The 14547-nt window shown below is 66.7% G+C and carries 15 protein-coding genes; 6 read left to right on the top strand and 9 right to left on the bottom strand.

The features are described from left to right. Positions 1–71: 71 nt before the first annotated feature. Positions 72–1883, top strand: coding sequence for a helix-turn-helix domain-containing protein (locus tag A5779_RS00955; RefSeq protein WP_225592830.1), 1812 nt, complete (start codon positions 72–74; stop codon positions 1881–1883). 62 nt (positions 1884–1945) lie between these two features. Here A5779_RS00955 and A5779_RS00950 read toward each other — a convergent pair whose 3' ends face one another. Together A5779_RS00950 and A5779_RS00945 are read right to left on the bottom strand one after the other, a co-directional pair. Further along, the gene (locus A5779_RS00950) at positions 1946–2590 is read right to left on the bottom strand and encodes a TetR/AcrR family transcriptional regulator (protein ID WP_064878056.1); all 645 of its coding nucleotides are present in this window, start codon (positions 2588–2590) and stop codon (positions 1946–1948) included. Next, the gene (locus A5779_RS00945) at positions 2587–3414 is read right to left on the bottom strand and encodes an SDR family NAD(P)-dependent oxidoreductase (protein ID WP_003885780.1); all 828 of its coding nucleotides are present in this window, start codon (positions 3412–3414) and stop codon (positions 2587–2589) included. The genes A5779_RS00950 and A5779_RS00945 overlap by 4 nt, the downstream gene beginning before the upstream one ends. 177 nt (positions 3415–3591) lie before the next feature. Here A5779_RS00945 and A5779_RS00940 point away from each other — a divergent pair, with 177 nt between their 5' ends. Beyond that, positions 3592–5148: an acetolactate synthase large subunit gene (locus A5779_RS00940; protein WP_064878054.1), complete on the top strand. Its 1557-nt coding sequence runs from the start codon at positions 3592–3594 to the stop codon at positions 5146–5148. Here A5779_RS00940 and A5779_RS00935 read toward each other — a convergent pair whose 3' ends face one another. After that, complete coding sequence (locus A5779_RS00935) at positions 5149–6147, bottom strand: class I SAM-dependent methyltransferase (RefSeq protein WP_110776770.1); 999 nt, start codon at positions 6145–6147, stop codon at positions 5149–5151. Between the two features lie 47 nt (positions 6148–6194). Next, positions 6195–6437, bottom strand: coding sequence for an LPXTG cell wall anchor domain-containing protein (locus A5779_RS00930; RefSeq protein ID WP_064878050.1), 243 nt, complete (start codon positions 6435–6437; stop codon positions 6195–6197). Between the two features lie 46 nt (positions 6438–6483). Between A5779_RS00930 and A5779_RS00925 the strand changes: the two genes are divergently transcribed. Next, positions 6484–7215, top strand: coding sequence for an SHOCT domain-containing protein (locus tag A5779_RS00925; protein ID WP_064878049.1), 732 nt, complete (start codon positions 6484–6486; stop codon positions 7213–7215). Positions 7216–7217: 2 nt separating this feature from the next. On the opposite strand, the gene A5779_RS00920 is transcribed toward A5779_RS00925, so the two are convergent. From A5779_RS00920 to A5779_RS00905, 4 genes are all read right to left on the bottom strand, one after another. Next, positions 7218–8591: a styrene monooxygenase/indole monooxygenase family protein gene (locus A5779_RS00920; RefSeq protein WP_064878047.1), complete on the bottom strand. Its 1374-nt coding sequence runs from the start codon at positions 8589–8591 to the stop codon at positions 7218–7220. 65 nt (positions 8592–8656) lie between these two features. After that, the gene (locus A5779_RS00915; protein ID WP_082941462.1) at positions 8657–9799 is read right to left on the bottom strand and encodes a hypothetical protein; all 1143 of its coding nucleotides are present in this window, start codon (positions 9797–9799) and stop codon (positions 8657–8659) included. 36 nt (positions 9800–9835) lie between these two features. Continuing rightward, positions 9836–10468 carry an MBL fold metallo-hydrolase gene (locus A5779_RS00910; RefSeq protein ID WP_064878045.1) on the bottom strand — a complete coding sequence of 211 codons (633 nt, stop codon included), beginning with the start codon at positions 10466–10468 and terminating at the stop codon, positions 9836–9838. Next, positions 10465–11556, bottom strand: coding sequence for an S-(hydroxymethyl)mycothiol dehydrogenase (locus tag A5779_RS00905; protein ID WP_064878044.1), 1092 nt, complete (start codon positions 11554–11556; stop codon positions 10465–10467). Before A5779_RS00905 ends, A5779_RS00910 begins: the two co-directional genes overlap by 4 nt. A gap of 102 nt (positions 11557–11658) precedes the next feature. Between A5779_RS00905 and A5779_RS00900 the strand changes: the two genes are divergently transcribed. The 3 genes from A5779_RS00900 to A5779_RS00890 all read left to right on the top strand — a co-directional run bounded on the left by A5779_RS00900 (position 11659) and on the right by A5779_RS00890 (position 14014). Beyond that, on the top strand, positions 11659–12543 hold the full coding sequence (locus A5779_RS00900) for a chemotaxis protein CheY (RefSeq protein ID WP_174554326.1): 885 nt from the start codon (positions 11659–11661) through the stop codon (positions 12541–12543). 11 nt (positions 12544–12554) lie between these two features. Then, a complete protein-coding gene (locus A5779_RS00895) occupies positions 12555–13388 on the top strand; it encodes a serine hydrolase domain-containing protein (RefSeq protein ID WP_064878042.1) in 834 nt (277 codons plus the stop codon). A gap of 113 nt (positions 13389–13501) precedes the next feature. Next, the gene (locus A5779_RS00890; protein ID WP_064878041.1) at positions 13502–14014 is read left to right on the top strand and encodes a DUF3145 domain-containing protein; all 513 of its coding nucleotides are present in this window, start codon (positions 13502–13504) and stop codon (positions 14012–14014) included. 4 nt (positions 14015–14018) lie between these two features. Here the strand turns inward: A5779_RS00890 and A5779_RS00885 are convergent, their stop codons facing one another. After that, on the bottom strand, positions 14019–14543 hold the full coding sequence (locus A5779_RS00885) for a hypothetical protein (protein ID WP_064878040.1): 525 nt from the start codon (positions 14541–14543) through the stop codon (positions 14019–14021). Between the last annotated feature and the right edge of the window lie 4 nt (positions 14544–14547).

Genomic DNA, 14547 nt, shown 5'->3' with positions numbered 1-14547 from the left:
ATGTTTCGCGAGACATAATTCTTCTCAATTTATGTCTCGCGCGACACCTCGGGCTACGGCACACTGATCGCGTGGCTTCCTCGACGGACAATCAACGGCCCGGTGCGGAACTGGTGACGTGGCTGGCAGCGCTAAGGACTCTTAGCGCTCAGGCCTGTGCCGATACCGATTTGCGGGAGGTGCTCTGTCTGGTTGCCGACACAGCGCGGACACTGCTGGGTTTCGACTTCTGCGGTGTCCTCATCCCCGATTCGAATCGTGATCGGCTGGTGGTTCAGGGATGGAGCGGTTTGTCGGAGGAGTACGTCCAACGAGTCAATTCCGACAGGCCGATCCGGCTCGACAGCGGATCACCCTCGAGCCGGGCATTCCATCGGGGCGAACCCGTGTCCATTCGGGACGTGCGCGGCGAGCCTGAGTTCGCGCTCTGGGCCGGCGTCGCACAAGAACAGGGATACCGTGCCATCGTGGCGGTACCGCTGGTGGCCGGCGCTGACATACTGGGGACCCTTAACGGCTACTACGCCTCAGTGCACACATTCACTCGGTATGAGATCGAGCGGCTGATCCTGTTGGCCAACCATGCAGCTATCGCAGTCACTTCCGCTCGCCGTCTCGACGAGTTGCGCACGCTCACGGGCTCATTGCGTGAACAACGCGACGCGTTGGCGCGATCAGAACAGATCCACGAGCGGCTGTTGGCGGTCACATTGCGTTCCGGTGGGATCACTGGGATCGCTGCCGCGCTGAGCGATCTCATCGGCCGACCGGTGCTGATCGATGACGGGCGCCAAGCTGAGCTGGCCCGCACTGGGGACGTTATCGAATTTCCCACTCCCGCAGCACGTTCGGCAGCGGCCGAATGCATGTCTACCGAGGCCACGGCGACGGTCGAGGCTGTCGCCGATGTCGACGGCGACCTCGGTGGGTGGCTCGTTGCCCGCGTGCGGTTGGGAACAGAAGTGGCCGCACGAATCTGGTTCCCGGGCGACGCCGAAACGCTTGACCCACTCCAGGTTCGGGCCGTCGAACACGCGTCCATCGTGATATCGGTCGAGCTGCTGCGAGAACAGACGGCGGCCGAGGTGGAAAGGCGGCTCAGCGGGGAGTTGCTGACCGATGTGTTGTCCAGCAGTGGATCCCTGTCCAACCCCTTGTTGACCCGTGCCCGCCGGCTTGGTCATGACCTCAGCATCCCTCACGTCGCAATCGTGGCAACGCTGACCGGGTCCACCGACGTGGCCGCCCGCCTGGCGTGGCAGCGTGCACTGGCGGCGGTGACGGAGTTGAGCTCGGCCTACCGGCCGAAGCCGTTGGCGGCGATGCACGGCGGCATGCTCGTCACGCTGTGGCCGGAGGCGTCTGACACCAGCGACCCGCCCGGCGTCATAGTCCAGCGAGCGATTGCCCAAGTTTCACAGGAGATCACGGCCACTGCCGCCGTCGCTGCGTCCTGCGCCGACAGCGTGGGCGAGGCCTACCACATTGCCAAGGGAGCGTTGGATATCGCGCTGCAGGGCGGCAGATCCGGCACTACCGTCACCCTCGAGGATCTCGGTCTCGTCGGATTGCTGCTCCAACTGAACGAGCCGGCCAAACTCGCGGCGTTCGCCGCTCGAACTCTCAAGCCGGTGATCGACTATGACGCGAACCATCGCACCGAGTTGATGACGACGTTGCGGAGCTACTTCGCAAACAGGCATGACCGCAACGCGACCGCCAAGGCGCTGGTGATCCATTCCAACACCGTCGCGCAACGACTTCGACGCATCGAGCAGTTGTGCGAGGTGAACCTTGCCGATCCGGCGACCGCCATGGAGTTTTCATCTGCATTGATGGTGCACGACGTCGCCACCCGTCATCTACCCGACGCCGGGCGGTAGTGGGGTCTGGGCCGCTGGCCATCCCGCTCCGCTTCGGTGTATGAGCTGGGCCGTTGCCCCGCTCAGCCTCGCGTGATCGCGTCGATGGCGGCCGTCGCCTCGGAGGTGTAGATGATGGAATCGTCGAGTGCGGCTGCGGTACGCAACGTAACGGCCAACGCGGCAGCGGCGAGGTCGACGAGGACATCGATGTCCACATCGTGGTGGGTGATGCGGTCGATCATCATCTCGTCGAGGAAACCGATCCAACCGTGCATGGCGGTGCGCAGGGTTGACGTGATGGGCTCGGTGATGCCCAGGGCCGACAGAATTCTCTGGGCGCCCAACCATCGGAGGTGTTCGACGGCCGACTGATGTTCGGGATCGGCGCCCAGCGCGCCCCGCAGCAGCGCGACGAAACTGCCCGAGTACGAATCGATGTGGGCGATATGGCTGCGCAGGGCATGGCGTAACTGATCTGCCAGGCTCGCACCCGGCGGTGCGGCGGCGGTCTGAACCGCGGCGATCTCCTCGGCAATCTCGTTCATCACCGCCAGATACAGGCCACGTTTGTGGGTGAAATGGTGGGCGATCAAGCCGTAGGCCACCCCGGCATCCTTGGCGACTTGTGCTGTGGTGACCTGATCGTAGGGCCGCGTCGCGAAAAGTCTCCGGGCCGCATCGATGATGAGCTGACGCCGATCGGTCGACTTGGCTTGCGCGGTCACCGAATTGGCCCAGCCAGTGCGCCGCGGGTATCGACCCGCCGGCCGCCCGCTGTGGCGAGCATTCGGCCCAAGGCTGGAACCTCCAGGGGGAGAAGCGAATAGCGTGGATGGACGACCCGCCGGGCGCCGCGCTCCAGCCCGCGGACGATGGCCGCGGCGGTGGACGCAGGCGCCACCGGCGGCAACGTCGGTGGCGGGGTGGTCTTCCACGGCAGCTCATCGATGTCGCGCAGCGCTGTGTCGGTCGCACCGGGTACGACCTCCAACACCCGGATGCCGGTCCCGGCCAGCTCCAGCCGCAGCGACTTCGTCGCCTGGGCCAGAGCAGCTTTGGATGCGGAGTAATAGCCGAGCAGGGGGAGTGGCACGGCCTGAACGGTAGAGGTGACGTTGACGATCACACCGGAATCGGCGGCCCGCATGGCCGGCAGCAGTGCGGAGGTGAGCGCCAGCGGGGACCAGACATTGACCTCGAAGACGGCGCGCGCAGCGGCCGAGTCGGCCACGAGCGATTGTGCTCCGGTCAGGTTGGTCCCGGCATTGTTGATCGCGATGTCCACCGTGCCGAGTGCATCCTGGGCCCGGCGGCCGAGTTCGTCTGCGGAACCGGGGATGGCCAGATCGACGGGGAGCACGGCGGGGCGGGGCACTCCCGTGCCCGAAATCTCCTCGGCGAGGTCGTCGAGCAGATCCTTGCGGCGGGCCGCGAGCGCGAGCGTCGCTCCCCGCTGCGCCAGGGCCAGGGCCAACTCGCGTCCGATCCCGCTCGATGCGCCGGTGATCACAGCCTTCTTGCCGGAAAGGTGGATTCCGCGGTGTCGCATGTCTGGCTCCGCTCAGCCCGTGGGGATGTCGACCCGATGTAGACGATGTAGACCCACGGTGCCAGACTGACTGATAATCAGTCAAGGTTGGGTGGTGGCATCCCGAGCGCCTGCCGACCAATATGGACGGGTGCACAACGGCTGGCAGAAAACTGAAAACGGCGCGGGGAGCGTCTCGTGAGCACCGGTGCCGAAGTGGTGGTGAACCGACTGCTCGCCGAAGGCGTCGACGTGTGCTTCGCCAACCCGGGCACCTCGGAGATGCATTTCGTGGCCGCGCTGGATGCCGCTCCGGCCATGCGTCCGGTGCTGTGTCTGTTCGAAGGCGTCGCCACCGGAGCCGCCGACGGATACGCCCGCATCGCCGGCACTCCCGCGGCGACCCTGCTACACCTCGGCCCAGGGATGGCCAACGGTCTGGCCAACCTGCACAACGCCCGGCGCGCGTTCACTCCGGTGGTCAACGTCGTCGGCGATCATGCGACCTACCATCAACCGCTCGACGCGCCGCTGGAGTCCGACATCGATGCGCTCGGGTACTGGACGGGCGGTTCGGTGCACCGGCCCGAATCAGCCGCCGACCTCGATGCCGCCGTGCACGGTGCGGTGCAGAGCGCGACTGGCACGCCCGGACGTGTCGCCACCCTGGTCCTGCCCGCCGACTATTCCTGGGGTAGCGCGCCGCAGAACACCTTGCCCGACACAGGTATCGGACATCCAGTCGGCGACGGACCGGCCGGCCTCCTGGATGTCGCCCGTGCGGCCGAGTTGCTGCGCACCCAGGGGGAGCGCGCGGTGGTGTTGCTGGGCGGTGCCGCGACCCACACGGAGGGTCTACGGGCCGCGGCGCGGATCGGTGCGGCAACCGGGGTGCGCGTGCTGGTCGAGACTTTTCCGGCCCGGCTGGCCCGCGGACGGGGCGTACCGCCCATCGAGCGGCTCGGCTACCTGGCCGAGCAGGCCACCCAACAACTCTCCGGGGCAACGCATCTGGTGTTGGTCGGCGCGAAATCGCCGGTGTCGTTCTTCGCCTATCCGGGCAAGCCGAGTGTGCTGGTGCCCGAAGGTGCCGAGGTCTGTGCTCTGTCGGTGCATGAATTGGCCGCACTGGCAGACGAATTGGGCGGTGAACTACCCGCCCCGCCGCCGCTCGTCCCGACCGAGTTGCCCACCGGCCCGCTCAATCCACAGAACCTGGCGCAGGTGATCGCGGCGCTACTGCCGGAGAACGCGATCATCTCCGACGAGGCCAACACCAGCGGCGTGTTTCTGCCGGCGGCCACTGCAACCGCTCCGCGCCACGATGTCCTGACCCTGACCGGCGGCGCCATCGGACAGGGCCTGCCGGTCGCGGTGGGAGCCGCAATCGCCGCGCCGGACCGACCGGTCATCGCCCTGCAGTCCGATGGCAGTGCCGCATACACCATTTCGGCCCTGTGGACGATGGCCCGCGAACAGCTCGACGTCACCGTGGTGATCCTGAACAACCACGCGTATGCCATCCTGCAGCTCGAGTTGTTGCGGGTGGGGACTCAGGCCAACGGGGAACGGTCGCGTTCACTGCTTGATCTGAGTCGTCCGGACATCGACTTCGCCTCGATAGCACAGGGATTCGGAGTTCCGGCCGCCCGGGCCACCACGGCCGACGAGCTTGCCGACCAGTTCCGCGCGGCGCTGGCGGAGCCGGGACCGCATCTGATCGACGCGGCCCTGCCGGCCTGGTCGCCGGTTTGATCACTGGCTCGGCCGGCGCTTCTCCAACACCACCGCGGCGATCGGGATGCGCATCTCCTCGGGCTCGGCGGACAGCCGCGCCGCGATGCCCGCATGCAGCCGGTCGTAGAACACCGGCAACCGGTCGAGGCCACCCTCGAGCGTCGCCCCCAGATCGGCGAATGCCGTGAACTTGAGGAAGTCGGCCCAGCGAGTGCCGAAAGCGCCTGCGTCCCTGTCGCTGCGGTAAGCATTGAAGATTCGGTCCTCCGCGTCGATCAGTTCGACGTGCTGGATCTCAAGCCGCTCGAACCGCCCCGACGGGGCGAACGGTGCGGTGAAATCCACGGCACGCCGTCCCGCGATCGGCAACGACATCCGCGTCGCCTCCTCGGCGCTCACCACACCGGTGGCAATCAGCTCGGTCAGCGCACCGACGACGGCGCGGAACAGCGGGCGGTAGCCCAAATCACCGTCGTCGTCCACTGCCGTCGTCAACACCACCAGGCGACCACCCGGACACAGTTCGCGGCCGCGGAAGGCGATGAACTCGTGCCAATCGTGAGCTGCCTGCCTGACATAGGCGGCGCGCACCCGCTCGTCGTTGCTGTAGGCCGCGATGACGTGGTCGGCGACCGGCATCGGCACCTTGCTCAGTCGTGCTACCGCCCAGGCCGACCAGCCCAGGTGCACGCTGTTCGACGGCAGGATCTGGCTGTAGAACGACCGGCCGATCGCCGAACTGAAGGTGGCCGAATCCCTGTACCGATAGGACTCCGGATCCTCCTCCAGAATCCGGAACATCGTGGAGAAGTCGTTGTCGGCGACATCGGTGTGCGTCACCAGAATCGAGTGCTCGGGTCGGGTGCGGCTGCGCACCGCCGCGATGGCGGCGTTGATCGGTTGCATCGAATTGTGCGCGGTGCCGGCTCCGTAGTCGGCGATGACGACGGGTTGAGGCGCTGCCGGGATCGGTACCGTGTGCGCCGCGAGCTCGAGAAGCTTGATCGCCGAACTCATTCCGGCGGTGTGCGGGCGGGGTGTGGCTCGGCGCGGCCTGGCCATGATCAGGTTCGCCGTCGCCGACGCAGCAGCAGTCCGATGAGTACGCCCATGACGAAAATGATGACCAAGATGAACCACATCGGCGACTCGACGGTCACCCAGAGCACGTGTACACCCACCCGATCACGGTTCTGCGCGACGAAGATCGCGGCCAGGGCGACCAAGATCAACGCCACCCAATAGCGCAGCGCCAACCGGCGTGCCGGTCGGGCGGTCTCGGTGCTCTGCGTGTCGTCGCGAGGCATACCCCGACGGTAACCCGCTACCGACCGGCTATGACACACTTCGGCGATGAGTAACGGAGGGGGCGCCCAGCGGACGGCGATCATCGTGTCCGTCGTCGCCTTGGTGATCGGTGTTCTCGGCATCATCGCCTCGGTGATGGTGAACGCGTTCGTCATCGCAGATGACGATGCCTACGGCGAGGTGCCGATCCCGGGCTCGGCGAGTTTGGAGTTGCCCGCCGGCGACGTGGACATCGCCTACCGCGCCACGACCCTCACCGTGGGCGGCAAGGGGGTGATGGTGCCTCCGATCCAACTGGCCATCACCCCGCCGGCCGGAGTGGCCACACCGCTCATCACCGACTCGATGAGCAGTTCATCGAAGACCAACCGGGAAATCACGGTGCGGGTCTTCACCGCCCACATCAAGGAGGCAGGGACCTACCGTATCGACGCCAAGGCCTCGGTCTTCGAGTCTCAGAATCCCAGGCTGACATTCGGGCACAGCAGTCCCTACTACTGGGTGATGTGGCCTTTCATCGGGATGACGGTGCTGGCCGCTGTCGCGCTCGGCCTGTCGATCATGTGGAGCCTCCGTTCGGGGAAGCGGCCGACTCCGCTACCCGGCTACCCGCCGACGGGCACCCCGACGTACACCCCGACATATTCCGGATCCCAGGTTCCCGACGATCAGGCCGTCCGGCTCGAACAGCTCAAAACCATTGCTGCCCTGCGTGATACCGGCGCACTGACCGAGGTCGAGTTCGAAGCGGAGAAGCGCCGGATCCTGGGGAGCTGAGGCTAGGCGGCCCGCGTCACCAGGCCGGAGCGCTGGAAGGATCCGACCGGCACGAACCGCTCCAGTAACGCGTCGGCCGGTTCGCCGGAGAACTCGGTGATCAGCTGCTTGGCGGCGGCCACCGAGTCGAGACGTCCGACCGGCCTCGGATCATTCAGCAGCCCATAAAGTTTCGAGGCGAACCCTGGGCTGCCCTGCGCCGCCGCGAAGAACAGGTTGCCGTACTCGGCCAGCTCGGGATCGGACAGGAACAACCGGGTGACCAGTTGCGCGGCCCGTGCCCGGTCCGCATAGAAATCCTCGAATGCGTTGCGCAGCCACGCCTCGTCGAACGGTCCGTCATGTTGGGCCGCCTTGCGCACCAGTGCTGCGGCCTGAATCAGGCCGCCTTGTGCGCCCTGACCGGCGATCGGATCGTAAGACACCGCGGTATCGCCCAGCGCGGCCACTGGATGGCCACTGGCGGTGCGACCCACCCCGCCACGCACCACCTGGGTGACGGCGCCTTTGAGCCACGAGTGCGGATCGGCCTCGATGGTCCTGAGCTCACCGACCTCGGGCAGATCCCAGTCGACGAAGTCGCGGTGCAGCGCGGTGACGATGTCGAGCGCGGATTGCGCGTCGTGGGCGCCGGCGAACCGGTGCTCCCACTCGCTACCGGGGCGGGCCCAGCCCAGGAACGCCCACGTCGGTCCGGCATCCTTGTGCAGGTACCCACCCCACCAAGCCTCGCCCTGATCGGAGACCACCGTCAAGGCGCTGTGTCGGCCCCCCGCACCGCTGCGGTGGGCGAAAACCTCAGGCCCGTAGGGTAAACCGGTCAATGTCACCGTCAACAGGCTGCGCTGCGGCCGATCGTAGGCGGAGCGCTCGGCGTCGACAGGAAACAGGGACGACAAACCACCGCGGCCGGTCGCAACCAGCGTGAGGTCGACACTCGCGGCGATCTCGTCCAGGCGCACCGGGTCTACAGCCTCGACCACGAACCTTCCGCCGCGCTGCTGGAACAAGGTGAGCCGATCATCGGCCTTGAGCCGGGTGTCCACCGCGAGCCCGACGAAGCCGTCGAAGTCGACGTCAAAGGCGATCTCCTCCGACCGGTCCGGACCGGAACCGTCCACCACGCGCACACTTTCCCCGGTCAAGGTCGGGGCGGTGGCCAGATAGGTGTTCAGACCCAGCGACTCCTCGGCCCGCTGGGCCTCCCCGAAGATCAGCGCGGTGCCGGTGGCCGGAACGTCGTCACGCAAACTGCGTTGATCACGGTCGCTGTAGAGGGTGACCGCAAATCCGTTGTCCAGCAGCCCGAGAGCGGCCGTCACCCCGGTTTGTCCCGCGCCGATCACCGCTGCGGTCCGCCCATCTGAACTCGTCATGGGTGCCACTATGGGCGCGTTGCCGCCTGCCGGTAAGGAACTGGCTCAGCGTGATCGCAACCTCTCTACCCGGGGGTGTTGCCGATCATAGACAGCAAGGGGTCGGCGGGACCGATGTCGAGGGTGCATTCGCTGGGCCGTGGATCCGGCACGAAAGCCCAGAACATCGCTCCTGCGGCCCCGAATGCGTGCATCTTTTCGATGGCCTCGCCGAGGACCTGTTTCCGCTCCCGCAGCGATGCACAGGAACCTGCCTCCATGCCGATCTCGGCGGCAAACAACGGCTTACCTACGGCACGAGTTTGCGCGACGCGGCGTTGTAGCCCGTCGTACGGGTCTCCGGGCAGATAGTCCATCTGCTCGTAGTAGTGGTACTCGAGTACGTCGACGCCGGGGGAGGCGGCCACCATCTCGAACTCGTCTCCCGCCGACCCGCACTGCCCACCGCCGGCGTGACCGCTGAAGATGATGGCGCCAGGGTCCAATTCGCGAATCCGGGCCCCGGAGATGTCCAGGAACGCGCGCAGTGTTTCCGGGGCGGTGGCATGGCAACTGCGCTTGGTCCAATGGCAGGTGTGATCCAGGCAGTAGGACGGTTCGGGTTCACCCACTGCCGTCCACCCGGCAACCGATGGCGAGCCGCCCCAGCGCTTGACGGCGGTGTCCAGCCACGCAGTGAACGTCATCGGCAGACCGTGCGAGACCTCGGTGCGCCAGCCGCCCGCGTACCAGTCGTAATCCTTGAAATAGTCGTTCTCGCAACCGCCGTCGTCACTGGTGAGCACAGCGATCAGGAGTTGGCCGTGACGCTCGGCTGCCCGGAACACTGCGTCCAGCGCGGTGAAATCGAGCTGTCCGGTGTATTTGTTCACCGCGAAGCTGGAGTAGGCGTTGAACCGCGTCACCGAATGCGCCGGCAGGCTGCCGAAGTACGCGTCGAGATCAACCTGTGCGCCGCATCCAGCATTGACAGACCAGTTGGTGGCCAGCTGGTAGGCGTTGATGCCGATCGGCCACACCGGTTTGCCATCGAGGGTGAGCGACGTTCCCGAGACCCCAAGCCGCGGAATGGCTGCCTGGCCGGTGGTGGGCTGGGCGGTCGTGCCGGGCAGTGGCGGCATCGGCTCGGGCGGCGAAGGCGAACAGGCCATCGAGACCAGCAGTGCCACGCAAAGCAACACCGCGGTGCGAACTGGCCTGTCGACCATTGAGTCAGGGTATCGACTCGCTTCCCGCCGCAAGGGCTAATGCCCGCGTGCAACCCATTCGTCGTAATGGATGATCTCGTCGCCGATGGTGGTGGTGTCACCGTGACCGGTGTAGACGACGGTTTCTCCGGGCAGCATTCCCAGTCGCTTGGAGATGGAGTCCAGGATCGTCGGGAAGTCCGAGAACGACCGACCGGTGGCACCCGGGCCGCCCTGGAACAGGGTGTCGCCGGAGACCACCGCGCCCAGTTCGGGGATCGACCAGCACACCGAGCCGGGGGAGTGTCCGGGGGTGTGCAGGGCGTGCAGTTCGAGGCCGCCGGCCTTCAGCACGAGATCATCCTCGACCGTGCGGAAGTCGTTGTCGGGGTGCACGACTCGCCACAGCATCTCGTCGGCGGGGTGCAGCAGCACCGGTGCGTCCAGTGCCTTGCCCAGTTCGGGCGCAACGGTGATGTGGTCGTTGTGGCCATGGGTGCAGACCACTGCGACGACGTTGCGGCCGCCCACGGCTTCGATGATCGGGGCGGCGGTGTGGGCGGCGTCGAACACGATGACGTCACTGTCATCCCCGACGAGCCAGATGTTGTTGTCGACGTCCCAACTGCCGCCGTCGAGTTCGAACTTGCCGCTGGTGACTACCCGCTGGATTTGCGAAGGCCCGCTCATTTCTTCAACACCACCACCGAGCGCAGCACCTCACCGGCGTGCATCTTGTGGAACGCATCCTCGATCGCATCCAGCCCGATGCGCTCGGAGACGAACTTCTCCAACGGCAGCCGGCCCTGCAGGTACAGCGAGATCAGGGTGGGGAAGTCACGTTCGGGCAGGCAGTCGCCGTACCAGGAGGACTTCAAAGATCCGCCGCGGGAGAAGAAGTCGACCAGCGGCATCTCCAGGGTCATGTCCGGGGTGGGGACACCGACCAGCACCACGGTGCCGGCCAGATCGCGCGCGTAGAACGCCTGCTTCCAGGTTTCGGGGCGGCCGACCGCGTCGATCACGACGTCGGCACCGAACCCGTCGGTCAGGTCCTGGATGGTCTTCACCGCGTCGAGCTCACGGGCATTGATGGTGTGAGTGGCCCCGAAATCGCGGGCCCAGTTCAGCTTCTTGTTGTCGGTGTCGACGGCGATGATCTTCTTCGCGCCGACCAGAGCGGCACCGGCGATCGCCGCGTCTCCCACACCGCCGCAGCCGATGACGGCGACGGTGTCGTCTCGGGTGACCGCACCGGTGTTGATCGCCGCGCCGATGCCGGCCATCACACCGCAGCCCAGCAGGCCGGCCACGGCCGGGTCGGCCTCGGAATCGACCTTGGTGCACTGGCCTTCGTGGACGAGGGTCTTGTCGGCGAACGCGCCGATACCCAGCGCCGGGGTGAGTTCGGTGCCGTCGGTCAACGTCATCTTCTGCGCAGCGTTGTGGGTGTCGAAGCACAGGTGCGGGCGGCCACGTTTACAGGCGCGGCATTCCCCGCACACCGCGCGCCAGTTCAGGATCACGAAGTCGCCGGGTTCGACGTGGGTCACACCTTCACCGACGGATTCGACGGTGCCGGCGGCTTCGTGGCCGAGCAGGAACGGGTATTCGTCGTTGATGCCGCCCTCGCGGTAGGTCAGGTCGGTATGACACACGCCGCAGGCGATGATGTCGACCACCACCTCACCGGGACCCGGATCGGGGATGACGATGTCGACCAGTTCGACCGGCTGACCTTTGGACCGAGAAATCACACCACGCACCGTCTGGCTCATGCCTATAACCTAATGCAAACCGGACAGGTGTCCAATTAGTGGCCGGATCTCGTCGTCCACTGAATCTCGGCCCGGTGGAGCGTCCGCGCGTTACCGTGGGTTGTGGTCGACGATCGAACCCAACTGCTCGTGGTCGCACGCTCTGCGTATCAGCGAAATGACTGGCGTACCAGCTACGAATCCTTCAGCCGGGTCGACGGCGTGCTGTCCCTCGACACCGACGATCTTGCCGTGTACGCCGCGGCGGCCTGGCGGCAGGGTCATGGCCGCGAATCGGTGCGGATCAACGAACAGGTACACACCCGGCTGCTGCGCACCGACCCGGTGCAGGCCGCGATGAAGGCGGCCGAACTCGGCCTGGCCTGGTTGGCTCGCGGTCACGTGTCGCTGGCCGGCAGTTGGGGGCAGCGGGCGCAGATGCTGCTGGACGGCGTCCCGGAGACCACCGCGCACGGTTACCTGGCATACCTACTCGCGGCGACGGCGGTCGATACCGGCGACAACGACCGATTCGGCGCTGAGACGCGGCGGTTGTCCGTCCTTGCAGAGAACTTGGACGACGCCGCCTTGGCCACACTGGCGCGGGCGCTCGGCGGGGTGGCGGCCGCCGCTGCAGGCGATCCGGCCGGTTACCAGGCGCTCGATCAGGTGCTGCTGCCGGTGCTCGATGAGCCGGTGCCGGTGGAATGGGCGGCAGATGTGTACCGCCGGGCGTTGAGCCTGGCGCACCGCCAGGGCGCAGGTGATCGGTTGACGTCGTGGACGCAGTCGATGCAGCAGTGGTGTGAGGCCACCGAACCGGACTCATCGGAGTCGGCTTACCGCGCGGTCCTCGACGTGCACCGGCTCTCGGCGGTTGCGAACCCCGATCCGGGGGAGTTGGTCCGGCGGGTGGTCGGACTGCGTCGCCTGGTCGCCGACGTGGATGCGGTGGCGGCGAGCATGGTCGAGGAGTTGCTGTCCCGGAGTCTGGGGCGTGCCCGATAGATTTGGTCTCGATGAGCGCCGCCGAAGTCCTCCGCGTTATCGATACCTGGCCCGTCGAGACAGCGGCTGCTGCAGTGGTCGGCCCCTCGGGTGTGGTGGCCGGCCATGGCGATCTGGACAAACCCTTCACGCTGGCCTCGGTGACCAAACCGCTCGTGGCCCGTGCCGCGCAGATCGCGATCGAAGAGGGCGCGGTCGAACTCGACACTCCGGCGGGCCCGCCCGGTTCGACGATCCGGCACCTGTTGGCTCACGCCTCGGGCGTGTCGATGCGCTCGGCCGAGGTGCTCGCCCGGCCGGGGCAGCGTCGGATCTATTCGAACTATGGATTCGAACTGCTGGCGCGTGCTGTCGAGGATGCCGCCGACATCGAGTTCGCCAGCTATCTGACCGAGGCGGTCTTCGAGCCGCTGCAGATGACCAAGTCCACTCTGTTGGGCGGGACGCAGGCCGCCGGGTTCGGCGGTGTCTCGACCGTCGGGGATCTGGCGGCATTCGCCCGGGAGTTGCTCCGCCCGGCATTGGTGTCGCAGCAGCTGCACGACGACGCCGTGACAGTGCAGTTTCCCGGGATCGACGGGGTGTTGCCGGGCTTCGGGGTGCAACGGCCGAACGACTGGGGGCTGGGCTTCGAGCTCCGGAACGGAAAATCGCCGCACTGGACGGGGTCGGCAAACTCTGCGCGCACGTTCGGGCATTTCGGCCAGTCGGGGACGTTCCTATGGGTCGATCCGGCCGCTGACCTGGCCTTGGTGGTGCTCACCGACCGCGACTTCGGGGACTGGACCTACCCGCTGTGGCCTGCGATATCTGATGGAGTGCTGAGAGAAAACGGGACACACTAGCGCAACACTGGCCACACAGGGCACAATAGACACGCGCGGCACACACAACTGCATGCTCGATCGGAATACCAGGCCGTTGGGGAAGACGTCCCTCGTATCCGAAGGAGTAGCAGATGCGTGCGTCGAACCAGTTCGCCGACGCGGCGACGGGCGTGGTGTATGTCCATGCCTCACCCGCGGCGGTATGCCCGCATGTTGAGTGGGCGTTGTCGTCGACCCTGTCGGCGCGGGCGAACCTCAAGTGGACGCCGCAACCGGCCATGCCCGGCCAGTTGCGCGCGGTGACCAACTGGGTTGGGCCCGTCGGCACCGGGGCGCAGTTGGCCAATGCCCTGCGCTCCTGGTCAGTGCTGCGCTTCGAGGTGACCGAGGACCCCAGTGCCGGGGTGGACGGGCACCGCTGGTGCCACACCCCCCACCTCGGTCTGTGGAGCGGTGCGATGAGTGCCAACGGTGATGTGATGGTCGGTGAGATGCGGCTGCGTTCCCTGATGGCCGGCGGCGCCGACATGCTTGCAGCCGAACTCGACACCGTGCTGGGTACGGCATGGGACGAGTCGCTCGAGCCCTACCGCAACGGCGGCGACGGCGCCGAGGCGTCCTGGCTGAACAGGGGCGTGGGGTAGCTCGTCAGCTACGCGCCCAAAGGCAGTAGCCGCTGAGCTTCGTCGTGAACATGTGGTCGCTGACCTCGATCGTCAGCGACTGGCCCGGGTCTGCGCCGAACGTCTGCGGCTCCGACGTCCTGCCTGCGCCCAGGACATCCACAACTTCGGCGCCACAATGGGCCTCGGCAGTCTGCGGGGTCCCTGTCCAGGTGCCCGCCCGGGCTTCCGGGTTTCGCCTGCCCTGCCCGTGCAGGATCACCTGGGGCCCGGCGGTCAGCCAGCGATCCGACGAGGGATAGGGGCCGCCGAACGTCTGCCAGCTCCCGGCCGTGCACTGCAACAGACGCCGGTTGTTGCCGGTCTGTGCGGGATCGGCAGGGGTCAGTGCCCCGTCCAGGTTCTCGGCGCACGACGAGTCTGGTTGAGGCGCCGTGGTTTCGGACGGTCCCTGCGGCACCGGCCCGGGGTCGGCGTGCGCACAGGCACTCGTGCTGAGTGCGGCAACCACGGTGAGGGTCGCCGCACTCAACGCGAACGTTCGAGACATCCGG

Origin of the sequence: Mycolicibacterium peregrinum (assembly GCF_001665625.1) — a bacterium.
GTDB classification, from domain to species: Bacteria; Actinomycetota; Actinomycetes; order Mycobacteriales; family Mycobacteriaceae; genus Mycobacterium; species Mycobacterium peregrinum_B.
This window is presented reverse-complemented; position numbering and strand designations above follow the sequence as displayed.

Coding starts and splice junctions, on each gene's coding strand:
- A5779_RS00945 (WP_003885780.1), bottom strand. CDS start 3,414: ATGCGACACCGCGGAATCCACCTTTCCGGCAAGAAGGCTGTGATCACC.
- A5779_RS00935 (WP_110776770.1), bottom strand. CDS start 6,147: ATGAGTTCGGCGATCAAGCTTCTCGAGCTCGCGGCGCACACGGTACCG.
- A5779_RS00930 (WP_064878050.1), bottom strand. CDS start 6,437: ATGCCTCGCGACGACACGCAGAGCACCGAGACCGCCCGACCGGCACGC.
- A5779_RS00925 (WP_064878049.1), top strand. CDS start 6,484: ATGAGTAACGGAGGGGGCGCCCAGCGGACGGCGATCATCGTGTCCGTC.
- A5779_RS00920 (WP_064878047.1), bottom strand. CDS start 8,591: ATGACGAGTTCAGATGGGCGGACCGCAGCGGTGATCGGCGCGGGACAA.
- A5779_RS00915 (WP_082941462.1), bottom strand. CDS start 9,799: ATGGTCGACAGGCCAGTTCGCACCGCGGTGTTGCTTTGCGTGGCACTG.
- A5779_RS00910 (WP_064878045.1), bottom strand. CDS start 10,468: ATGAGCGGGCCTTCGCAAATCCAGCGGGTAGTCACCAGCGGCAAGTTC.
- A5779_RS00905 (WP_064878044.1), bottom strand. CDS start 11,556: ATGAGCCAGACGGTGCGTGGTGTGATTTCTCGGTCCAAAGGTCAGCCG.
- A5779_RS00895 (WP_064878042.1), top strand. CDS start 12,555: ATGAGCGCCGCCGAAGTCCTCCGCGTTATCGATACCTGGCCCGTCGAG.
- A5779_RS00890 (WP_064878041.1), top strand. CDS start 13,502: ATGCGTGCGTCGAACCAGTTCGCCGACGCGGCGACGGGCGTGGTGTAT.
- A5779_RS00885 (WP_064878040.1), bottom strand. CDS start 14,543: ATGTCTCGAACGTTCGCGTTGAGTGCGGCGACCCTCACCGTGGTTGCC.